The organism is Pseudodesulfovibrio indicus (assembly GCF_001563225.1).
GTDB classification, from domain to species: domain Bacteria; phylum Desulfobacterota; class Desulfovibrionia; order Desulfovibrionales; family Desulfovibrionaceae; genus Pseudodesulfovibrio; species Pseudodesulfovibrio indicus.
This window is the reverse complement of record NZ_CP014206.1, coordinates 3,466,480-3,485,965: the sequence shown is the minus strand read 5'-3', so window position 1 is coordinate 3,485,965 and position 19,486 is coordinate 3,466,480. Positions and strand designations below refer to the sequence as shown.

19 protein-coding genes, 2 tRNA genes and 1 pseudogene are annotated in these 19,486 nt (G+C 62.2%); 8 read left to right on the top strand and 14 right to left on the bottom strand.

Annotation, left to right across the window (positions count from 1 at the left end; translation table 11 throughout):
• Positions 1 to 78 precede the first annotated feature (78 nt).
• Together hslV and AWY79_RS15945 are read right to left on the bottom strand one after the other, a co-directional pair.
• Complete coding sequence (hslV, locus tag AWY79_RS15950; RefSeq protein ID WP_066806099.1) at positions 79 to 618, bottom strand: ATP-dependent protease subunit HslV; 540 nt, start codon at positions 616 to 618, stop codon at positions 79 to 81.
• A 9-nt stretch (positions 619 to 627) separates the two neighbouring features.
• Entirely contained in the window at positions 628 to 1,176 is a 549-nt protein-coding gene (locus AWY79_RS15945) for an O-acetyl-ADP-ribose deacetylase (RefSeq protein WP_066806098.1), read from the bottom strand.
• 83 nt (positions 1,177 to 1,259) lie between these two features.
• Between AWY79_RS15945 and AWY79_RS19655 the strand changes: the two are divergent.
• Together AWY79_RS19655 and AWY79_RS18880 are read left to right on the top strand one after the other, a co-directional pair.
• Positions 1,260 to 1,457 (top strand): annotated as a pseudogene (locus tag AWY79_RS19655) (response regulator); the annotation flags it as partial.
• 58 nt (positions 1,458 to 1,515) lie between these two features.
• A complete protein-coding gene (locus tag AWY79_RS18880) occupies positions 1,516 to 2,430 on the top strand; it encodes a hybrid sensor histidine kinase/response regulator (RefSeq protein WP_066806094.1) in 915 nt (304 codons plus the stop codon).
• Between the two features lies 1 nt (position 2,431).
• Here the strand turns inward: AWY79_RS18880 and AWY79_RS15930 are convergent, their stop codons facing one another.
• The 11 genes from AWY79_RS15930 to AWY79_RS15880 all read right to left on the bottom strand — a co-directional run bounded on the left by AWY79_RS15930 (position 2,432) and on the right by AWY79_RS15880 (position 14,413).
• Complete coding sequence (locus AWY79_RS15930) at positions 2,432 to 4,324, bottom strand: chloride channel protein (protein ID WP_066806092.1); 1,893 nt, start codon at positions 4,322 to 4,324, stop codon at positions 2,432 to 2,434.
• Between the two features lie 4 nt (positions 4,325 to 4,328).
• Positions 4,329 to 5,312, bottom strand: coding sequence for a bifunctional riboflavin kinase/FAD synthetase (locus tag AWY79_RS15925; protein ID WP_066806090.1), 984 nt, complete (start codon positions 5,310 to 5,312; stop codon positions 4,329 to 4,331).
• A gap of 66 nt (positions 5,313 to 5,378) precedes the next feature.
• Positions 5,379 to 6,815 carry a M48 family metallopeptidase gene (locus AWY79_RS15920; RefSeq protein WP_066807321.1) on the bottom strand — a complete coding sequence of 479 codons (1,437 nt, stop codon included), beginning with the start codon at positions 6,813 to 6,815 and terminating at the stop codon, positions 5,379 to 5,381.
• A gap of 109 nt (positions 6,816 to 6,924) precedes the next feature.
• Complete coding sequence (rho, locus tag AWY79_RS15915; protein WP_233490944.1) at positions 6,925 to 8,295, bottom strand: transcription termination factor Rho; 1,371 nt, start codon at positions 8,293 to 8,295, stop codon at positions 6,925 to 6,927.
• Positions 8,296 to 8,586: 291 nt separating this feature from the next.
• Positions 8,587 to 9,102: a CarD family transcriptional regulator gene (locus AWY79_RS15910; RefSeq protein ID WP_066806089.1), complete on the bottom strand. Its 516-nt coding sequence runs from the start codon at positions 9,100 to 9,102 to the stop codon at positions 8,587 to 8,589.
• 82 nt (positions 9,103 to 9,184) lie between these two features.
• Positions 9,185 to 9,802 carry an aminoacyl-tRNA hydrolase gene (gene pth / locus AWY79_RS15905; RefSeq protein WP_066806087.1) on the bottom strand — a complete coding sequence of 206 codons (618 nt, stop codon included), beginning with the start codon at positions 9,800 to 9,802 and terminating at the stop codon, positions 9,185 to 9,187.
• Positions 9,803 to 9,927: 125 nt separating this feature from the next.
• Complete coding sequence (locus AWY79_RS15900) at positions 9,928 to 10,548, bottom strand: 50S ribosomal protein L25 (RefSeq protein ID WP_066806086.1); 621 nt, start codon at positions 10,546 to 10,548, stop codon at positions 9,928 to 9,930.
• Positions 10,549 to 10,648: 100 nt separating this feature from the next.
• Positions 10,649 to 11,587, bottom strand: coding sequence for a ribose-phosphate diphosphokinase (locus AWY79_RS15895; RefSeq protein WP_066806085.1), 939 nt, complete (start codon positions 11,585 to 11,587; stop codon positions 10,649 to 10,651).
• A 30-nt stretch (positions 11,588 to 11,617) separates the two neighbouring features.
• Positions 11,618 to 11,692 (bottom strand) — tRNA-Gln (locus AWY79_RS15890).
• A gap of 380 nt (positions 11,693 to 12,072) precedes the next feature.
• Positions 12,073 to 12,939 carry a 4-(cytidine 5'-diphospho)-2-C-methyl-D-erythritol kinase gene (gene ispE, locus AWY79_RS15885; protein ID WP_066806083.1) on the bottom strand — a complete coding sequence of 289 codons (867 nt, stop codon included), beginning with the start codon at positions 12,937 to 12,939 and terminating at the stop codon, positions 12,073 to 12,075.
• Positions 12,940 to 12,991: 52 nt separating this feature from the next.
• Entirely contained in the window at positions 12,992 to 14,413 is a 1,422-nt protein-coding gene (locus tag AWY79_RS15880) for a Do family serine endopeptidase (protein ID WP_066806081.1), read from the bottom strand.
• Positions 14,414 to 14,656: 243 nt separating this feature from the next.
• On the opposite strand from AWY79_RS15880, the gene AWY79_RS15875 reads away from it, so the two are divergent.
• Positions 14,657 to 14,733: transfer RNA gene (locus AWY79_RS15875), tRNA-Arg, on the top strand.
• 40 nt (positions 14,734 to 14,773) lie between these two features.
• On the opposite strand, the gene AWY79_RS15870 is transcribed toward AWY79_RS15875, so the two are convergent.
• Positions 14,774 to 16,105, bottom strand: coding sequence for a tyrosine-type recombinase/integrase (locus AWY79_RS15870; protein WP_066806079.1), 1,332 nt, complete (start codon positions 16,103 to 16,105; stop codon positions 14,774 to 14,776).
• A 258-nt stretch (positions 16,106 to 16,363) separates the two neighbouring features.
• Here AWY79_RS15870 and AWY79_RS19040 point away from each other — a divergent pair, with 258 nt between their 5' ends.
• The 5 genes from AWY79_RS19040 to AWY79_RS15850 all read left to right on the top strand — a co-directional run bounded on the left by AWY79_RS19040 (position 16,364) and on the right by AWY79_RS15850 (position 19,374).
• Positions 16,364 to 16,501, top strand: a complete 138-nt coding sequence (locus AWY79_RS19040; RefSeq protein WP_158509904.1) for a hypothetical protein — start codon at positions 16,364 to 16,366, stop codon at positions 16,499 to 16,501.
• Between the two features lie 344 nt (positions 16,502 to 16,845).
• A complete protein-coding gene (locus AWY79_RS15865) occupies positions 16,846 to 17,118 on the top strand; it encodes a hypothetical protein (RefSeq protein WP_066806076.1) in 273 nt (90 codons plus the stop codon).
• 409 nt (positions 17,119 to 17,527) lie between these two features.
• Complete coding sequence (locus AWY79_RS15860) at positions 17,528 to 17,944, top strand: hypothetical protein (protein ID WP_066806074.1); 417 nt, start codon at positions 17,528 to 17,530, stop codon at positions 17,942 to 17,944.
• Between the two features lie 147 nt (positions 17,945 to 18,091).
• Positions 18,092 to 18,355, top strand: a complete 264-nt coding sequence (locus AWY79_RS15855) for a hypothetical protein (RefSeq protein ID WP_066806072.1) — start codon at positions 18,092 to 18,094, stop codon at positions 18,353 to 18,355.
• Positions 18,356 to 18,366: 11 nt separating this feature from the next.
• Positions 18,367 to 19,374: a hypothetical protein gene (locus tag AWY79_RS15850; protein ID WP_066806070.1), complete on the top strand. Its 1,008-nt coding sequence runs from the start codon at positions 18,367 to 18,369 to the stop codon at positions 19,372 to 19,374.
• Positions 19,375 to 19,486: the final 112 nt, after the last annotated feature.

The following is a 19,486-nucleotide window of genomic DNA, read 5'->3' as shown; positions in this document are numbered from 1 at the left end:
CGGCGTGGCGCCAAAAAGTTTGGAAGGGAGAGCGCGAGAGGGAAACTTTTTTAAACGTTTCCCTCTCGCATCTTCAAATTACTTCGATTGCGTTTCCAGGGTGATGTGGTTGTTGGTGTAGACGCAGATGTCGGCCGCGATTTCCATGGCCTTGGTGGCGATTTCGCCTGCGGACAGGTCGGTGTTCTGTTGCAGGGCGCGGGCCGCGGCCAGGGCGTAGGACCCGCCGGAGCCGATGGCGGCCACGCCGTCGTCCGGCTCGATCACGTCCCCGGTGCCGGAGATGATCAGGATGTGCTCGCCGTCCGCGGCCAGGAGCATGGCTTCGAGCTTGCGCAGGTACTTGTCCGTGCGCCAGTCCTTGGCCAGCTCCACGGCGGCCCGGAGCAGGTTGCCGGAGTAGGTCTCCAGCTTGTTCTCGAACCGCTCGGACAGGGTGAAGGCGTCGGCGGTGGCCCCGGCGAAGCCGATGGTCACCTTGTCCTTGTAGATGCGCCGCACCTTGCGGGCGGTATGTTTCATGGCCACGGCCTGGCCCAGGGTCACCTGGCCGTCGCCGGCCACGGCGGTGCCGTTTTCGTCCTTGACCGCGACGATGGTCGTTCCTCTGAGTTCCATGGGGTCTCCTTACAGGATGTGCTCGGCGGCCCGCGTCCACAATCGGTACGCGGGTTCGCCGTGAAGGACCATGACCGCCTCCTGGACCAGCCCCTGGTTCACGCCCCTTTTCAGGGCGGAAAGCGCTATCTGCGCCGCGTCCTCGACCGGATAGCCGTAGACGCCGCAGGAGATGGCCGGAAAGGCCATGGTGCGGATGTCGTGTTCGTGGGCGAGCCGCAGGGAGTTTGCGTAGGCGTTCTCCAGCAGCCCGGGTTCGTTGGCGTTGCCGCCGCGCCAGATGGGGCCGACGGTGTGGATGATGTGCCGTGCAGGGAGGTCGAAGCCGGGGGTGAGAACCGCCTCGCCCGGTGGCAGGGAGCCGATCTCGCGGATGATGGCCCGGCAGGCCGCCTGAAGCCGTTCGATTCCGGCCGCGCGGTGGATGGCGCCGTCCACGCCGCCGCCCCCGGCAAGCCGGGAGTTGGCAGCGTTGACGATGGCGTCCACGTCAAGCCGGGTGATGTCGCCCTCGCGGACGGTGATCCGTCCCGGACCGATGCTCCACGTATTCTGCATGACAGTCCGAAAGGTAAGACCGCTGCTCCGATTGGCAAGGGGCGCGCAGAGGGAAAAACTTCCGCGCATCGTCTGAACGTGTTATGCTATATGGCATGACTATGTCCGAAACCATCCTCCTTGTGGACGACCAGCCCGAGAACATCAGCATCATGATCGAGGCGCTGGAGCCCCTCTACACCCTGCTCGCGGCCACGGACGGGGCCACGGCCCTGGAGCGCGCGTCCGGGGAGCAGCGTCCCGACCTGATTCTGCTGGACGTGATGATGCCCGGCATGAGCGGGCACGAGGTCTGGCTGCCGCAGGCTCAAGGACGACCCGGAGACCAGGGATATTCCGGTGATCTTCGTGACCTCCCTGTCCGACCCGGACGACGAGGCGCGCGGGTTGCGGGTCGGGGCCTCGGACTATCTGACCAAGCCGGTCAGCGCGCCGGTTGTCCAGGCCAGGGTGCGCGCCCACCTGGACCTCAAGCGTGTCAGGGAGCAGCTCCAGCGCCAGAACCAGGAGCTGGAGGAGCGGGTCCGCGAACGGACCGCCGAGGTGGTCCGGGCGCAGCGGGAGCGGGTGGAAAGCCTCAACCACTTCGCCAACGCCATGGCCCACCAGATCCGCAATCCGGTGGCGGCCATCGGCGGCATCGCCGGGCTGATGGTCCGCAAGGCCCCCGGCGGCAGCCCGCTGGCGGAATATGCCGAGGCGGTGCGGGAGGAGGGGCTGCGGCTGGAGAGTCTGGTGCGCGAGATCAGCGAGTACGTCTCTCTGACCGCGGGCGGCATACAGGCCGTGTCCGTGAAGACCGTCATGAACCAGGCCCTGGTCAAGGGCCGGGAGTTCGCCGAGGCGTCCGGCAGGACGCTGCACGCGGAGGTCGATCTGACCGACGCCATGGTCGGGGTGGATATCCGGCTGGTGACCACGGCGGTGGCCGAGATCATCCGCAACGCGGTGGAGTTCGCCGAGGGGCTGGAGGCGGACATGGTCGTCCGTGGACGCCCCGTCCCCGACGGGGGCCGCTACGAGATCCGGGTCATCGACGACGGCATGGGCATTCCCGAGGAGAACCTGCCCTACGTGACCGATCCCTTTTTCACCACCAAGGCGCGCGGCGTGGGCATGGGGCTGACCAAGGCCAAGCGCGTGCTCTGCGACGAGCACGGCGGCTCGCTGCGTCCGTATTCCCCGCCGACCGGAGAGGACGACGAGTTCGGAGGCAGGGGAACGGCCATGGTCTTCGACCTGCCGCTGGCCTGATCTAGAGGGTATCCATGTCCGCCGGTCGGAGTTTCTTGGCCGGTCCGGCCTCGCCCTTCACTTCGGCTATGGCCTCGGCGTAGGCCAGGAACACGTCGTCGCGGTTGATCAACCCGATGATGTCCGAGGTGTCGGTGGAGGCGACCACCGGAATCTGCCCGTAGTCCGTGTTCACGAACCGGAGCAGGGCCTGGTAGAGGTCGTAGTCCGGGCGGACGTAGACCGGGCGGGACATGAGGTCGCGGACCACCACCAGCTCGTGCAGGTCCTCCTCGAACATCCAGTTGCGGACGTTGTGGATGGAGACCATGCCCACGTACTTGCCCTCGCTGGAGCGCACCGGGAAATAGAACTGGTCCGAGTTGGCGATGATGTCGGTCAGCGCCTTGAGGGTGGTGCCTTCCTCCAGCACGATGACGTCGCCGGGGTTGTAGAAGTCGGTCACGTGCATCTGTTCCAGGATGTTGATGGTCGCGTCCTCGGCGTGGGCCGGGGAGTCGAACTTGTTCTCCACCTGGTGCTCGTAGAGCGAGTAGTTGCGGCCGAGCACGATGCACAGGGCCGAGGCGAGCATCAGCGGGGCGAGCAGCCCGTAACCCTGGGTCAGCTCGGTGACCATGATCAGCGGGCCGATGGGCGCATTGGCCACGCCCGCGAAGAAGGCGGCCATGCCGACCAGGATGTACGCGCCCGGCTGGGTGACGATGTCCGGGAAGAAGTGGTGGCCGAGCTTGCCCACCAGGCCGCCGGACATGCCGCCCACGAACAGGGCGGGCGCGAACATGCCGCCGGACATGCCGGAGCCGATGGTCACCGAGGTGGCCACGGTCTTGCCGATGATGATGTAGCACATGCCCAGGGCCGGAATCTGGCCGAGGATGGCCATTTCGAGCCAGCCGTAGCCGCCGGAGAGCACGCCGCCGGTGATCAGCCCGTCGGTGGCGGTGTAGGGGTAGGCGATGCCGATGAGCCCCATGGCCAGCCCCCCCAGCCCCATGGACCAGATCAGGCCGATCTTGTCCCGCAGCGGGATGAAGATGTGGTATTTGATGGTGTAGAAGGTCTTGATGTACAGCCAGCCCACCCCGGCGCAGACAAAGGCGAGCAGTCCGTAGAAGATCAGCTCGCGCGGGTCGTGGAAGGTGAAGCGCGGTATGCCGAAGATGGGGTCCGTGCCGTAGAAGAAGGTGAAGATGGAGTAGGAGACCACGGAGCTCATGACCGAAGGCAGGATGGCCTCGGCCTCGAAGTCCTCGCGGTAGATGACCTCCACGGCGGTCAGCGCGCCGCCCAGGGGCGCGCGGAAGATGGCCCCCAGCCCTCCGGCCGCGCCGGACAGCAGGAGCATGCGCCGTTCCTTGGCGGACATGTCGAAAATCTTGGCCAGCCAGGAGCCCGCGCCCGCGCCCATCTGGGTGATGGGGCCCTCGCGGCCCGCCGAGCCGCCCGAGGCGATGGTCAGGACCGAGCACAGCCCGCGGATGATGGCCACGCGCGCCCGGATGATGCCGCCCTGGTTGTGGAAGGCGTTGATGGTCGCGTCGGTGCCGTCGGTGCCGCCGTTCATGGTCTCCGGGATGAAGGTCTGGACCAGCCAGCCGGTCAGCAGGGCGGTGCCGGTGGTGAACAGCGGGATGATCCAGGGCCGGAACTGTCCGGCCTGTCCCTCGAAGATGCCCTCGCCCGCGGGTTCCGGGGCCACGATGCCCGCCAGGTGGTGCTGGATGAAGAACTTGCCCGCTTCCACCAGCCAGAAGAAGCCCACGGCCACCAGGCCGGACAGGCAGCCCACCAGCACGCCGATGACCAGCCAGCGGAAGGCGGTCACCGTACGGTAGGATTTGACGAAATCCTTCCAGTAATTGATCAGGCGGGTGAAGACGGAAAAAGGCATGCGACTATCTGACCTCCGGTCCCTTGTCGAAGTCCGGGCGGGTCACCTTGATGGCCGCTTCGGGCTGGGCGAGGATCTGGCGGCCCAGCTCCACGTCCTTGGCAATGCGGTCCTTGAGTTCGTCCAGGCTGTTGAATTTCTTTTCGTCGCGGATGCGCTGCACGAAGTGCACGCGGATGTCGGTCCCGTAGATGTCCCCGGAAAAGTCGAGGAGATGGGCCTCCACGGACAGGGCGTCGTTGCCGAAGGTCGGGTTCTTGCCGATGTTGGCCACGCCCTCGTACACCTTGTTGTCCACCTCGGCCCAGATGGCGTAGACCCCGGGCTTGGGGAACAGCTCGTCCACCAGCTTGAGGTTGGCGGTGGGGAAACCGAGCAGCTTGCCGCCCCGGTTCATGCCGTGCACCACCTCGCCCTTGACCTGGTAGAACCGGCCGAGCAGCGGGCGCACGGCCCAGACGTGGCCCGCCTGGACCAGGTCGCGGATGCGGGTGGAGGAGACCACGGCGCTGTCTATGGTCACCGGGTCGAGCCGGTCCACGGTGAACCCGTGCTTCTCGCCCAGCGCGGTCAGGGTCTCGAAGTTCCCGGCCCGCCCCTTGCCCAGGTGGTAGTCGTAGCCGATGATCATCTCCTTCATGTTCAGGCCGTTGAGGAGGTAGGTCTTGACGAACTCCTCCGGCGAAAGCCTGGCCATGTCCATGGTGAAGTTGAGCAGCAGACAGACCTGCGGCCCGAACTGGGAGAGGAGCTCCAGCTTCTGCTCGGTGAGGGTGATGAAGGGCGGCGTCTTGTCGCTGCGCAGCACCCGCAGGGGGTGGGGGTCGAAGGTCACGACCACGCTGATGAGGTCCCTGGCCTTGGCGCGCTCGCAGCACAGCTCGATGAGTTTCTGGTGGCCTTTGTGGACTCCGTCGAAATTGCCGATGGTCACGCATGACCCGGCAATGACGTCCGCGATGTCCTTTATGGTCCGTACGACGATCATGTCTTGGGTGTTCCTGTTTGAAAAAAGTGCAACCTACGCCAAAAAGTCCCGGTGTACAAGGGTGCGCTACTTCTTCAACGCGGCCCGGGTCTTGATGGTCTCGCTCAGCTGCTGGAGCTGCTCTTTCTGGGCCTCGGTGGTGGCCAGCGCCTGGGCCTGGTTCATGTACCGCCGGGCCTTGCCCAGGTCCATGGAGTAGACCCCGGAATAGGCCAGGTGGAGGTTGCCGGAAAAGGCGTCGCCGGACTCGCCGAGGATCATGCCCAGGTGCTGGTGGACCTCCCAGTCCTCGGGCACCAGTTCGTTGACCTTGGTCATGTTCTTGGCGGCCTGGCCGTACTGCTTGGCCTCGGCCTGGAGGCGGGCCAGGTAGAAGAGGGCCATGGCGTCCCGTTGGTTCATGATGGCCGCCTGCTGGAGCAGAGGCAGGGCCTGGTCCGGGCGTCCGGTCTTGAAGTAGAAGATGCCCGCCTCGCGAACCACCAGCTGGTCGTTGCGGTCCATGGCCAGCGCGCTGTCGAACGCCTTCTGGGCTTCTTCGATGCGCTTGAGCCGTTCCAGGGTGACGCCGCGCCCGACCCAGTCCATGGCCGTGTAGTCGGCCTGCTTCATGTCGTCCCAATAGGCCAGAGCGGTGTTGGCCGGGGACATGCGGGAGCGGACCAGAACCTGGACCCGCTTGAGCCGGGTGTTGTCGTCCTTGCGCGTGGTGAATTCGGTCGGCATGCGCGCGATGCGGTCGTTGAGGTAGCCGATGCGCTCCTCGGTGCCGGGGTGGGTGGACAGGTAGCTCGGCATGGAGGAGCTGGAGTCGTACCACTTGTTCTTGAGCATGATCTCGAAGGTCTGGGGCATACCCTCGGGGTTGTAGCCGGCCTTGACCAGGGAGTTCATGCCCACCTGGTCCGCCTCGCGCTCGTCTTCCTGGGAGTAGTGGAGCATGGCCGCCGTGGCCACGCCCGAGGAGCCGATCATCAGGGCCTGTCCGGCGGCGGCGCCGGAGGACCCGCCCGTGGCCACGCCGAGGAGCACTCCGGCGAGGATGCCCGCCGTGGAGAGCAGGGAAATCTTTTTCTGTTTCTCCAGACGGTTGACCACATGCCGCTGGGAGACGTGCGCAAGCTCGTGGGCCACGACCCCGGCCAGCTGGGATTCGGTCTCCACGTCCTGGATCAGGCCGGTGAAGATATAGATGAACCCGCCGGGAATGGCGAAGGCGTTGATCAGGGGGTTGGCGATGACCGCGCTCTTGATCTGGTAGGGCATGGGCCGCTTGCCGGTGACCACGCGGGTCACCACCTCGGCCACGTAGTCGGTGATGTAGGTGTCGCCGACCATGGGCATCTGGCTGCGGATGATGGTGTCGAACTCCCGGCCCATCTTGTTCTCGTCGCGCAGGGTGAGCTTGTCGCCCAGAAGGTCGGCGCGCGCGCTGGTGGCGGGCGCGACCACCAGAAGCAGGGCGGCCAGCAGGGCGGGGAGGACGGCAAGGGGAGTGCGCATGGCGATCATAGTAATCATTTGGCGGGTCAAGGCAACCACCGGCGCCATTTTGCACAAAAAAAGGCGCGCCCCGGAGGACGCGCCCGTAAAGGTCGTGAACAGGGACCGGCTACTTGGACATGGAGTCCAGGAATTCGCGGTTGTTCTTGGTGCCCTTCATCTTGCCGCGCAGGAACTCCATGGAGTCGATGGAGTTCATGGGGGAGAGCAGCTTGCGCAGGATCCACACGCGGTTCAGGACCTCGTCTTCCAGGAGCAGCTCTTCCTTGCGGGTGCCGGAGCGGTTGATGTCGATGGCGGGGTAGATGCGCTTCTCGGACAGGTGGCGGTCCAGGTAGAGCTCCATGTTGCCGGTGCCCTTGAACTCTTCGAAGATGACTTCGTCCATGCGGGAGCCGGTGTCGATGAGCGCGGTGGAGATGATGGTCAGGCTGCCGCCCTCCTCGATGTTGCGGGCCGCGCCGAAGAACCGCTTGGGCCGTTGCAGGGCGTTGGCGTCGATACCGCCGGAGAGCACGCGGCCCGAGGACGGGGTCACGGCGTTGTAGGCCCGGCCGAGCCGGGTGATGGAGTCGAGCAGGATGACCACGTCGCGCTTGCGTTCCACCAGCCGCTTGGCCTTTTCAATGACCATTTCCGCGACCTGCACGTGGCGGGTCGGCGGTTCGTCGAAGGTGGAGGAGACCACCTCGGCCTTGACCGTGCGCTGCATGTCGGTCACTTCCTCGGGCCGCTCGTCGATGAGCAGCACGATGAGGTCCACCTCGGGGTGGTTGGCGTTGATGGAGTTGGCGATGGTCTGAAGCATTATGGTCTTGCCGGTGCGGGGCGGGGCCACGATGACGCCGCGCTGACCCTTGCCGATGGGGGCGAGGAGGTCGATGATCCGGGCGGAATAGTTGGTGTCGCCGTTTTCCAGCTTCAACTGCTCTTCGGGATACAGGGGGGTCAGGTTGTCGAACAGGACCAGGTTCTTGGAATGCAACGGGTCCTCGAAGCCGATCTCGGACACGCGGAGCAGGGCGAAATACCGTTCCCCTTCCTTGGGGGGGCGGATCTGGCCGGAGACCACGTCACCCTTGCGCAGGCCGAAACGGCGGATCTGCGAGGGGGAGACGTAGATGTCGTCCGGCCCGGCCATGTAGCTGTACATGGGAGAGCGCAGGAAGCCGAACCCGTCGGGCAGGATTTCCAGAACGCCTTCGCCGAAGATCTGGCCGTTCTGGGAGGCGCATTGTTGCAGGAGGGCGAAGATCAGTTCCTGCTTGCGCAGGGAGCTGGGGTTCTCCACCTCGAAGGACATGGCAAGATCGGTCAGATCCTGCATGGACTTCTGCTTGAGTTCGGTGAGATTCAGGCTGCCGCCGTTGCCGTTGGAGTCGCCGCCGTTCTCAACGGGCGCGGCTTTCTTCTTGCGGGTGGTCTTTTTGGGAGCGGCGGCTTTGCCTTTACTTTCGGTGTCGGTCTTTTTGGTGGCCATGTGCGGAAATTTGTGTTGAAGGTTTTAACAAATATAGAAACAAAACTGCTAGTTGCGGGCTCAAGAAGCGTTGTGCGCCGCTGCCTTTCGGCTCTGCGGCCTCGGGTAGGCGCGGGCGAACCTGCACGGTCGGCGGGTTCGGGGTGTGAAGACGGGAGAAAACCTCTCGTTGAAGTTGCGCTAACAGCCTCTGAACGTCAAAAAAGCCAAGTGGGAGTGGGATGATCTGAGCTAGCCGCGATGCGGCACGAATTGGCAGTTACCTCAATCGGAGGTCCTTGACAAGCCCTGCTAGTCGTTTTTCTCCTGGGCGGCGATGACATCGGCGAACATCTCGTTGATGTCGGCCTTGATGTCCTCCTGATCGCGGTCCAGGGAGTAGGCGAGTTCCATGGAGACCAGCCCCATGGCCTGTTCGAGCAGGCGGCGCTCGCCGAAAGAGAGCTCCTTGTCCTTGCCGATCAGAAAGAGTTCCTTGAGCACGTAGGCCACGTCGGACAGATCGCCGCTCTTGAGCTTCTCGGAGTACTCGCGGTAGCGGCGGTTCCAGTTCTGGCCGGTGTAGCCGGTGAACCCGGTGCGGTCATTCAGGGATTCGAAGATCTCGGTGCCGGTGGCGGCGGGACAGACGGAGCGCAGGCCCACGTTCTTGGCGTTGGCCACGGGAACCATGAGGGTCACGTTGTTGCTCAAGATACGGACTATGTAAAAATCGGCTCTCACGCCGCCAATCTCCTGGGATTCGACACGCTCGACGCGGCCCACTCCCTGGGAGGGATACACAACCAACTCATTGACCTTGAACACTTGGACCTCAGTTCTTGAAAAAACTACCAAATTCGATGCGACAGAAGGACATTATATCGGAAAGGGCGGGAAGAGTCCACGATTACTCCGCTTCTTCTTTTTGCAGGGAGAATGCGTTGACGTGCTGCTGCGCAAATCCCATTCCCCGCCTGAAGAACAGGTCCAATCCCTTGGCCGCGTGGGCGATGATCTCGGGCAGGGCCGGGGCGGATTCCGGGCCGAAAGGCTCCAGCACCCAGTCGGTGATCGGCTTGTACTGATCATCGGGGCGGCCGATGCCCAGCCGCAGCCGGTAGAAGTCCGGGGTGCCGAGGGACTCCTGGATGGAGGCCAGCCCGTTGTGGCCGTTGTTGCCACCGCCGAGCTTGAACTTCATTCGCCCAACGGGCAGGTCCAGCTCGTCGTGGACGACCACGATGTCGCGGGCGGCGAGCCCGTGGCGGCCGCAGATCTTGGACACGGCCTTGCCGCTCAGGTTCATGTAGGTCATGGGCTTGGCCAGCAGCCGGTAGGCCCCGGCGAACTTGCACCGCCACAGCTCGTAGTCGCCGGACTCGTCCAGCTTTTCCAGCCGCATGGACTGGCGCTCCCCGCCCAGGGCGAGCAGATGGTCCACCAGCATGAACCCGGCGTTGTGGCGGGTCGACTCGTACTTGGGGCCCGGATTGCCCAGCCCGACTATGGCGCCTTTATAGTCCATTCTCGCGGTTCCATCCTGTTTCCGGTGCGTTGTCCAGAAGGCTACCAGCCTCTTGCTCTGGACGCAAAAAAAATCCCGGAGCACGACATCGCGCTCCGGGATGTGATGTCGTTTGGTGACCCGAGTTACTCGGTCTCGGTTTCTCCGGCCTCTTCCTCGCCTTCCTCGCCGTCTTCATCCTCGTGCTTGGCGGCAATGGACAGCACGGCGTAGTTCTCGTCGAACACCGGGGTGACGCCTTCGGGGAAGACCACGTCCTCGATGTGGACGGAATCCATGACGTCCATCTCGGTGATGTCGATGACGATGGACTCGGGGATATCCATGGGCTTGCAGATGACCTCGATGTGGTCGCGGTACTGCTCCAGCGTGCCGCCGAGCTTGACGCCCTTGGAGTTGCCGACGATCTCGAAGTGGACGGCGACCTTCAGCTCCTTGGACAGGTCAACGCCGAAGAAGTCGACGTGCTCGGGGAAGCCCTTGACCGGCTCGTTGCGCAGCCGCCAGATCAGGGCGGGCATGGCCTCGGTCTTGCCGCCGCGCTCGAGCACCAGCTCGAACACCTGGGCGTTGCCGACGGCGGCGAAGGCCTTCTGCAGGGGAACCATCTCGACCTTGACCGGGATGTTGGCGCCCTTGGAATCGTAGTACACGCCGGGGACCATGCCGGTGGCACGGAGACGGCGGTTGGGGCCCTTGCCCAGCTGGGTGCGTTCCTGAACGTTCAGTTTCAGCAGTTCTGCCATAGTAGTTTCTCCTTGTTACGCCCTGGCCGCCCACCATGGACGGACGCTCGCGCTTTAAACGGTTGTGGACCGGGGCCAGGCCGCCGGTTCCGGGAATGCCTTATACAAACAGCACGGAAACCGAAGATTCCGTGTGCACGTTGTTGATCGCCTTGGCCAGCAGGGAGGCCACGGAGCGCTGCTTCAGCTTGCTGCACTGGTCCTGCTTGTCGCCCAGGGGGATGGTGTCGGTGACGACCACCTCGGAGAAGGCGGACTGTTCCAGCCGCTGGCAGGCCGGGCCGGACAGGACCGGGTGGGTGGCGCAGGCCAGGACGTCCTTGGCCCCGTTCTCCATGATCACGTTGGCCGCGGCGCACATGGTCCCGGCGGTGTCGATCATGTCGTCGATGACCACGGCCACCTTGTCCTTGACGTCGCCGATGATGTGCATGGCCTTGGCCTGGTTGGGCGCGTCGCGGCGCTTGTCCACGATGGCCAGGGTCGCGCCGAGGCGCTTGGCGTAGGCGCGGGCGCGCTCCACGCCGCCGGCGTCCGGGGAGATGATGACGAAGTCGTCGTCCCGGTCGCGCAGCTGCTCGATGAGCACGGGCGCGGCGAACAGGTTGTCCACCGGGCAGTTGAAGAAGCCCTGGATCTGTCCGGCGTGCAGGTCGATGGTCACCAGCCGCTGCATGCCCGCGGTGGACAGCAGGTCGGCCACGAGCTTGGCGGAGATGGGCGCGCGGGGTACGACCTTGCGGTCCTGGCGCGCGTAGCCGAAATAGGGAACCACTGCGGTCACGCGGGAGGCGCTGGCGCGCTTGAGCGCATCCAGCATCAGGCACAGCTCCATGAGGTGGAAGTTGACCGGGGAGCAGGTGGGCTGGACGACGAAGACATCGTCGCCGCGCACGTTCTCGCCGATCTCGATCCGGATTTCGCCGTCGGAGAAACGCTCGCGCAGGACCGGAGAGGCCTTGGTCCCGAGGTGCTCACAGATGGCGTCGGCCAGTTGCGGGCTCGCGGACCCGCTGATGATCTTCAATTCACCGTGCATGACTATCCTCTATGCAGTGGTTGTAAATTCTGGCTGGGGCGGAAGGATTCGAACCCTCGAATGTCAGGACCAAAACCTGATGTCTTACCACTTGACGACGCCCCAACGAAAAAATGTCGAGAAGCGGCCGATCGCTTCGTTAAGTGAATTCTTAGCGAACTCGTTCGCTTAGAAGACCTTACACCTTAGGCGTGCTGCGCGCTAGCCGGACCCTTGCGTATTGAGATACGCGGCGGTCCCGCCTTGCGCTTGCGCCTCGCGCCCGACCGCTCCTCGACATTTTTCTCCCGTACCCGGCTTGGGTCGCCTTTTCGAAGGCATGCTTTGCATGCATTCGTCGTCGGCGGGGGAGGTGTCGGAGAGTGGGCGGTGCTGTTCGCCGCCGGGGCGGCAAAGGCGCTTGCGCTTTGGGCTGCGGGCTCTTCCTGGTCCTCATCGGATGGTGGAAGGTGCCCGTGGCCCGGCCACTTTCGGGTTTCTTGCCCCTAGGGGCAGTCCACCTGGAAAATTTCAAGTCCCATCGATTCGAGAGCCCGGACTGCGGACATGGCAGAACCCCTGTCCCGGAATACTCCGAACAGGGAGGCTCCCGAGCCGCTCATGGCGGCTTTTTCGGCTCCCAGGGAGAGGAGTTTTTCCTTTATCTCCCCGAGGGTTGGGAACTCTTCGAACACCACCGGCTCGAAGTCGTTCGCCATGTCCCCGGCCGAAACGGGAGAAGGATTCTTAGTATTCCGCCTCGCGGATGTCAAGGAATCATGGGCATTGGCGGCCGCGTATTTTTTGTCCCAGGCGCGGAAGGCCCAGGCCGTGTTCACGTGGACGTCGGGGCAGACGATGACCAGGGTTGCCCCGGACAGGTCCACCTCGGCCGGGACCAACTGCTCGCCGATGCCCGTGGCCCAGGCCGGGCCGTCCTGGAGAAAAAAGGGAACGTCCGCGCCGAGTCCGGCTGCCAGCGCGTTCAGGGCGTCTTCGTCGAGGGCCTTGTCGCCCGCCTCGCGGTTGAGGAAGCGGAGCAGGGCCGCCGCGTCGGAGCTGCCCCCGCCGAGCCCCCCGCCCATGGGGATGCGCTTGGTCAGGGTGATGCGCAGGCCGGGGCGAAAACCGGTGGCCTCGCCAAAGGCCAGCCACGCCTTGCGGATCAGGTTGGAGTCGGTCTCCAGCTCGGGGTTGCCCGGACATTGCAGTTCGAACCCGCCGTCCGGGGCGGGCTCGATCTCCAGCAGGTCGCACGGCTCGGCCACGGGGTGGAACAAGGTCTCCAGCTCGTGGTAGCCGTCGTCCCGCAGGCCGACGATGCGCAGGTGCAGGTTGATCTTGGCCGGGGCAATGAGGGTGGCGCGTTCCATGGTTGTCCAAAGAAAAAGGGGGGCTCCTTGCGGAGTCCCCCCGTTGTGGTTGCTACTTGTCGTCCAGGGGCAGGGCCACGAAGCTGTTCTGTCCCTGGCGCTTGACCAGGAGCATGACCGCGCCGCGTTCCTTGTCGCGCTTGATCACCCCTTCCAGGTCGGCCACGGAGTTTACGTCCTTCTGGTTGGCCTGCAGGATGACGTCGCCCTGGCGGATGCCTTCCTCGCCGGCGGGGGCGTTGGGGTCGACGTTGACCACGAGCAGCCCCAGGGGCTTGTCCATGCCCAGCGCCTTGGCCTCCTGGCCGGTCAGCGGCTTGAGGGCCATGCCGAGCACGGTCGCGGCCTGGGCCTGGTCCTTCTGCTGGGGCGTCATGGCGGCCAGCGCCTTTTCACTGCGCGCGCCCAGGGTGACGGTCCGCGTCACCTTCTCGCCGTTGCGCCAGAGCACGAGGCGGGCCTTGTCGCCGGGAGCGAGTCCCGCGATCTTCTTGAGCAGGTCCGCGTTGTCCTGGACCTTCTGGCTGTTGACCTCGAGGATCACGTCGCCCTGCTTGACGCCGGCCTTGTCGGCGGGGGCGTCCTTGCCGACCATGGCCACGAGCGCGCCCGTGGGTTCGGGCAGGCCCAGCGCCTTGGCCTGGGTCTCGCTGACCTGCTGGATGGTCACGCCGAGCCAGCCGCGCTGCGGGGTCTTGCCCTCCTTGAGCAGGGCGATGACCTTGGCGGCCTGGGTCGAGGGGATGGCGAAGCCGATGTTCTCGGCGGCCGCGTTGATGGCGGTGTTGATGCCGATGACCTCGCCCTTCATGTTCAGCAGCGGGCCGCCGGAGTTGCCGGGGTTGATGGACGCGTCGGTCTGCAGGAAGTTGTCGAACGGCCCGGCGCCGATGATCCGGTGCTTGGCCGAGATGATGCCCGCGGTGACCGTGTTGTCCAGGCCGAACGGGTTGCCGATGGCCAGCACCCACTCGCCCACCTGGATGGCGTCGGAGTCGCCGAACTTCAGGATCGGCAGGGGATGGTCGGCCTTGATGCGGATGACGGCCAGGTCGGTTTCCTGGTCCGCGCCCACGACCTCGGCGGGGTATTCCTTCTTGTCGTCCTGAAAACGCACGGTCACCTTGTCCGCGCCGTTGATGACGTGGTTGTTGGTGACGATGACGCCGTCGGGAGAGATGACGAAGCCGGAACCCTGGCCGAGCTGCTTGCGGGGCTGCTGCCCCTGCTGCGGGCCGAAGAACTGGTCGAACCGCTCGAAGAATTCACGGAACGGATGCCCCTCGGGGATCTGCTGCCGGAACTGCTCCATGGAGCCGGCCTGAGCGGTTTTTTCCGTGGAGATGAACACCACGGCCTTGCCCGCCTGAGCGGCCAGCTCCGTGAACACGGGCAGCCCGTTCGCCTGTGCAACCATCGGCATACACAGGGCGAGGGTCAGGACAAGGGTGAGAAGTTGAGCCTTTCGAATCATATTGCCTCCATACTGGATGCGGAAAACAGGATAGCGGTTTTCACCGCGCGTCCCCGTATAGTAGGCCTTTTTTTGTCATTGTAAATAGTGTGCCCGAAATTGCACCGCCGCCTCTGCGCACCGCGCGGAAATCCGCCCCGGCAAAGCCCGGCCCGCCGCAGGGAGGCCTCCGCGAAACGACGAAACACTTGCCTTTTCGCCCCCGGTCGGCTAGGAACTTCTCCCCGGCACCTGCCGGAACGTGCCCCCATAGCTCAGGTGGATAGAGCACAGGATTCCTAATCCTGGTGCCGCGTGTTCGAATCGCGCTGGGGGCACCAAAGAAATCAAGGGCTTAGTCGTTAAGGCTAGGCCCTTTTTCTATGCCTGGTTACTGCTTTGGTCACGAATCTGTAATTGAAGGTCAAGCCAATCGGTATATTCCGTCATGGCTTGGGTGAGGTCGGAATCACTCGGCACGAGGTAATGAACGTCCATGCCTTCAAGGCTGTGACCGAGGATCGTATCTCTCAGTTCCTTCGAAACTCCAGCCCTGAGCATGTTCGTTTTCACGGTCCGCCGAAAGTCATGGAAAGTCAGGCCGTTTTCTACTTTTCTGCCGTACGGGATTTCGGCGCGTTTGCAGGCAGCGCCAAGGGATTTCTTGAATCCGGATGGGCTGAGCAACGGCTCGCCCTTGTACATAAAAACATAGTCATGTGAGATGGACCGAACCACCTTCGCAAGCACCGTTTCAACGTGGCGATTGATTGGTATGGACTTTGGGGACTTTTCTTTTACGTCCTCGCTGCCAAGGCGGATGAACCCGGCTTCACGGTCGATCTGAGACCACCGAAGCTCTCGGACTTCGGCGGCCCTCATGCCGGTCATCATTCCGACCACGATTATGGGGCGTAGGTGGGGGGAGGCGTGGGCGAGTAGGGCCTTGTATTCAGCAAACGAAACGATACGCTTTCTCGCGTTGCTCCCCTTCTTGAGGGCCCGCTTGAGGCGGCGGAATGGTTTGAGAGCCTGTCCGTCGAGCTTGTCGTTGTCGAAGCCCTTTGTAACCATCGTCTTGGTGACTGAGATTTCATAATCGACGGTTGCGGGAGCCCGACCAAGATCAAGACGTTTGCCCTGGTACTCTTCGAGGTCGACCTGTTTGAGGTCTGCTATGATCGTTTCACCAAACACATCACAAAAGTTGCCGGTGGCGGTGCACACCCGGTCATATGAGGCGAGTCCCTTGACTGATTTGAGCTTGATGTACCAGCCACGCAATTCGTTGAAGGTAAGGTTTGATTCCGGGAGGATGTCAAAGAGGCGGTTTTCCCGCTTCAGTGAACTGTGTTTTCCGTCCGCGTCTCTGGCCTCTTGGATGGAGTAGCCAACCGGCTTTCTGATCTGCCTATACTTGTTCTTACCTTCCGCAGTCTTCTCATTGGTGGGGATGCTTGTGCTCACCCAATACTGAATCTTGCGACTTCGCTTCAGCTTATCGAGGTCTTCGCCACACCCCTTGCAGTGTTTGTTCTTCACAGACTGCATGACTCGGCAGAATGGGCAACGTGCGAGAATAGCCATGTGCCAACCTAACCCCTTGGCGGCAAAAAGGCAAAATCCATGCTGAAATTTGAGGTTTTGTCCGCTCAGTATAAGATGGTGAGAAGGCTGTTCCAGACTTCTCAGCGCCCGGCCCAGGGCGTTCATTATCCCCTTCCGTCTAAACCATAATCCATCACAGGAGGCCCACATGATGTGTGCATCTTTGGAGCGGTACAGGCCGGTCAAGTCGCCTTGGCATGCTCGTTTCCGTGAATGGCAAATCCCCTACCACGTCGTAGGTCGATTTTGCGGCGTATCCCCTGGTCGCATTGCACAGATTGTAAATGGCTTCACGGGGACCCCAGATCATATTGAGGCTAAATTTCGGGAGTTGGAAAAGTTAGTTGAGCAGGAGGTAATACAATGAAAACAATCAAAACAGTCAGTGGCTACATCCTTGAACCAGAAGCCCCAAGCGAAGAACTAGTCCTCGAAAAATTCATTGAGGGTCTTCCTCGTGGACTCGTGGAACCCGTCAGCTGCATGTTGAAAGGTGATTAGAAAGCCAATCAATCACGCCCTTGTCATGATAACCCCAATACGGCTTATGCATGGGGATTACAAGAAGCCTGTCGTTCTTATCAATTAGGGGCTCGAGTCCATCATATATACTCTTAGCAGATATTGTGGAAAGTACCGCATATGAGGATTCCGATAAGCGCCTCCAGTCACCAAAGGACTTTATTTTTTCAAGCACCTTCGCGTGGTTCTGCCCCGGCGAGTTTAGATCGTAGGTCACTAGATAAACAGGCATAAAAACTCCTTTTAGTATCAAGTCTGCGGAAGATACATTTCAGTATCACATCACGGCATAAAATAAAACAATTAGATAAAGGCGATATGGTATGAGCAAGAAGCCCATGACAGAAGTAGCAATGCATGCCGTCAAAGGCGGTATGCCCATGAAGGACGCAGCCGAGGCCGCCGGAGTCCACCGGACAACCTTATGGCGAGCGCTTCAGAAGGCCAAAACCGCCACAGAACAGCTTGAGCGTGTTCGGGGCGACAGGAAAAGGGAAGCGCTCGAAATGCTCCTCTCGAAGCAAATGGAGCTGATTTACAACGCATTGGAAAGACTCCCCCAGAAGAGCTGGACAAGCAAGGCGCGTCGTTCCTGAAAGACCTCGCAAGGACTGGAACCGTCAACCTCGGCATCCTGATTGATAAGATCGCCAAGGGAGAAGAGGCGGGCGAGAGCGGTATCACAGTCAATATTGTGCTGCCTGAAGAACAGGCCAAACCCACCAAAGCCAATGACCAGCCCGTCGAGGACCAAGTCTCGCAGGACGGGCCAAGCGTCGAAGTTAAAATCTAACCGCCTTTTACCCAGCTCCGCGCATTTTCGCGCAGGAGTCCCAGCCTCTCAGAAAAACACCTCGTCAGAGCCACCGATCGAACACCTCCACCGGCCCCTTTTGCTGCGGCTTGGGGAGAGTCGGCTAGGTTTAGATACGTGGATCGGGCGGGGACACTTCCGAGACACCCCACCCAGCACACAGACCCCCACCCCCACCCATAGGAGAAACAATGAGCAAGACCAAGCTAGACCCCGGCAGGACCATTGAGCTTGCCGCCAGTGGATTGAACAACGCGGAGATCGCCAGAGTGCAAGGCGTTCACAAGGCAACCGTGGGCCGCTTCCTCGACAAGCACCAAGAGGAGCTGGCCGCAGCCGAGTACTTCAAGCAAAACCACGCGAGTTTCCTCACGGCCCTGCAATCGAGTGCGGCTTCCCTTCGCTTCGATATCCTCGCCGAACTCCGCAAGCGCGGCGTTGAGGGCATGACCGCCCATGAACTCAAGAGCCTGTATCACTCCCTCTCGGTCTGCCAGGGCGTGGACTTCGACAAGGAGCGCCTACTCACTGGGCAGTCTACAGCCAACGTCTACCACCTCTTTGACCAAGCCAACGAACAGGCCAACCGAGCCCTTGGCATCAACTAAGCCTTTTTGAAATTTGGTCCGGGGAAAAGACGGGTAGCGTAGAAGTTTGCCTGCAAGCACCGGATATCCCCCCCTCCTCCCCCGCCTATTCATACACACTCTAGCCCGTAGCCACGGAAGGCAGCGGTAACAAACGGAGCATACACAATGCTTGTCTACGAAATCGTTTATGCAGCCCCTCTCAACGAAGAGATTTCTACCCACCTTGATAAGGTTGTCGTTCTCGCTAACGACTACGAACAGATGGGAGCCTACCGGAACTTGGTCAGGGGCCGGGAGGTCTCGGTCACTTTACTGGCCTCGGATCAGTCAGACCACCTCCCCCGGCTTGTATGGCTGGATGCATTGGAGGCTCAAAAGGCCGAGCGTAAAGAACCGGGCGAAGCCTGTACCCCAGCCCCGAAACAGTAGGAGGGTTGATCATGGCATACGGAAAACGTGTCATTCCCGAGTGCGCGAATTGTTGGACTTCCGACCCCGGCATGGACGCCGACAACGGTTGGGGCAACGGTACTGGCTTGGGTCACGAGACGGGTGGCAACAGCTCTGGATTGAGCGATCCTCGTGTAAATCGGTTCACGGAGGCCCAACAGCGCGGCATCCTGGGCAGCGGCCTAGGGTTCTCCATGATGGGCACGGCTGCCGACGACGTGGAAGCCTATTACAAGCAGTTGGACTACACAGCCAGGCAGAACGCGATACGCGAAAGGGCTGCCCAAAAGCGGGCGGCTGAGATTGCCGACCTTCAAAGCCTGGCCGATGCATATTCACGCGGGAAATTGTCCGAGTTCGATCGGATACAGGGGGTCAAGGCCCTAAACCGTGGCGCTTTGGGTGAGCTTGAGGGCTACCTAGGGAAGCCTTCCTCGATGCGCCAGACTCACAATATCGGCGGGATATGGGGCGGGATGTTCGACACCAAGAGCGACGACGTTCAGACCTCCTATGAAGACCGCGCCGACCTCCAGGCAAGTGGCCACATGGACAAACAAGGAAACACCATTGGATGGGGGCCGATGAATCCGGTGGGCTTTCTGTCCTCGATCACAGCCGCCCCGGTGTCCCAGATGGCGGCCAAGAAAGCCTACGACTACACCGGGAGTATTCCGGCGGCGCTGACCGTTGGTGGCGTCACCGGAGCATCAATGTGGAAGGGCGGAAGGACCGCGCAGCCTGACTATTTTTCAGAGATAGCCAGCGGATACACTGGTACGAGTCCAACCGGCCTTTTGTCAGCCGTTCCGTCTGCTGCACTTTCTATCGCTACGGGCGCACCTGTTGGATTGGTTGGGCAAGCCCTCGGTTCGGTAAACACTGCGGCAAAGCTGAACAGCTTGGGAATAACGGCGCGTAAAGAGGCCCCAACCAGTGACAATTACGGGAGCGACGGGGTGCCATGGTGGTGGCCCGTAAGCATGGGGAGGGCGTAATTGCTGGCGAGTAAGCAAGTCGGCTTATCATACTTGCCGACGCCCTGGAGGAAGCCGGAGAGGGCTGCCTCATACCTCAAGCCATCGACAGGACGTTGATGGATCGTACAAG

What these genes read in the sequence shown, in the direction of transcription:
- hslV (WP_066806099.1), bottom strand. Translation starts at nt 618, where the DNA reads ATGGAACTCAGAGGAACGACCATCGTCGCGGTCAAGGACGAAAACGGC.
- AWY79_RS15945 (WP_066806098.1), bottom strand. Translation starts at nt 1,176, where the DNA reads ATGCAGAATACGTGGAGCATCGGTCCGGGACGGATCACCGTCCGCGAG.
- AWY79_RS15930 (WP_066806092.1), bottom strand. Translation starts at nt 4,324, where the DNA reads ATGCCTTTTTCCGTCTTCACCCGCCTGATCAATTACTGGAAGGATTTC.
- AWY79_RS15925 (WP_066806090.1), bottom strand. Translation starts at nt 5,312, where the DNA reads ATGATCGTCGTACGGACCATAAAGGACATCGCGGACGTCATTGCCGGG.
- AWY79_RS15920 (WP_066807321.1), bottom strand. Translation starts at nt 6,815, where the DNA reads ATGCGCACTCCCCTTGCCGTCCTCCCCGCCCTGCTGGCCGCCCTGCTT.
- rho (WP_233490944.1), bottom strand. Translation starts at nt 8,295, where the DNA reads ATGGCCACCAAAAAGACCGACACCGAAAGTAAAGGCAAAGCCGCCGCT.
- pth (WP_066806087.1), bottom strand. Translation starts at nt 9,802, where the DNA reads ATGGACTATAAAGGCGCCATAGTCGGGCTGGGCAATCCGGGCCCCAAG.
- AWY79_RS15900 (WP_066806086.1), bottom strand. Translation starts at nt 10,548, where the DNA reads ATGGCAGAACTGCTGAAACTGAACGTTCAGGAACGCACCCAGCTGGGC.
- AWY79_RS15895 (WP_066806085.1), bottom strand. Translation starts at nt 11,587, where the DNA reads ATGCACGGTGAATTGAAGATCATCAGCGGGTCCGCGAGCCCGCAACTG.
- ispE (WP_066806083.1), bottom strand. Translation starts at nt 12,939, where the DNA reads ATGGAACGCGCCACCCTCATTGCCCCGGCCAAGATCAACCTGCACCTG.
- AWY79_RS15880 (WP_066806081.1), bottom strand. Translation starts at nt 14,413, where the DNA reads ATGATTCGAAAGGCTCAACTTCTCACCCTTGTCCTGACCCTCGCCCTG.
- AWY79_RS15870 (WP_066806079.1), bottom strand. Translation starts at nt 16,105, where the DNA reads ATGAACGCCCTGGGCCGGGCGCTGAGAAGTCTGGAACAGCCTTCTCAC.
- AWY79_RS19040 (WP_158509904.1), top strand. Translation starts at nt 16,364, where the DNA reads ATGAAAACAATCAAAACAGTCAGTGGCTACATCCTTGAACCAGAAGCC.
- AWY79_RS15865 (WP_066806076.1), top strand. Translation starts at nt 16,846, where the DNA reads ATGAGCAAGAAGCCCATGACAGAAGTAGCAATGCATGCCGTCAAAGGC.
- AWY79_RS15860 (WP_066806074.1), top strand. Translation starts at nt 17,528, where the DNA reads ATGAGCAAGACCAAGCTAGACCCCGGCAGGACCATTGAGCTTGCCGCC.
- AWY79_RS15855 (WP_066806072.1), top strand. Translation starts at nt 18,092, where the DNA reads ATGCTTGTCTACGAAATCGTTTATGCAGCCCCTCTCAACGAAGAGATT.
- AWY79_RS15850 (WP_066806070.1), top strand. Translation starts at nt 18,367, where the DNA reads ATGGCATACGGAAAACGTGTCATTCCCGAGTGCGCGAATTGTTGGACT.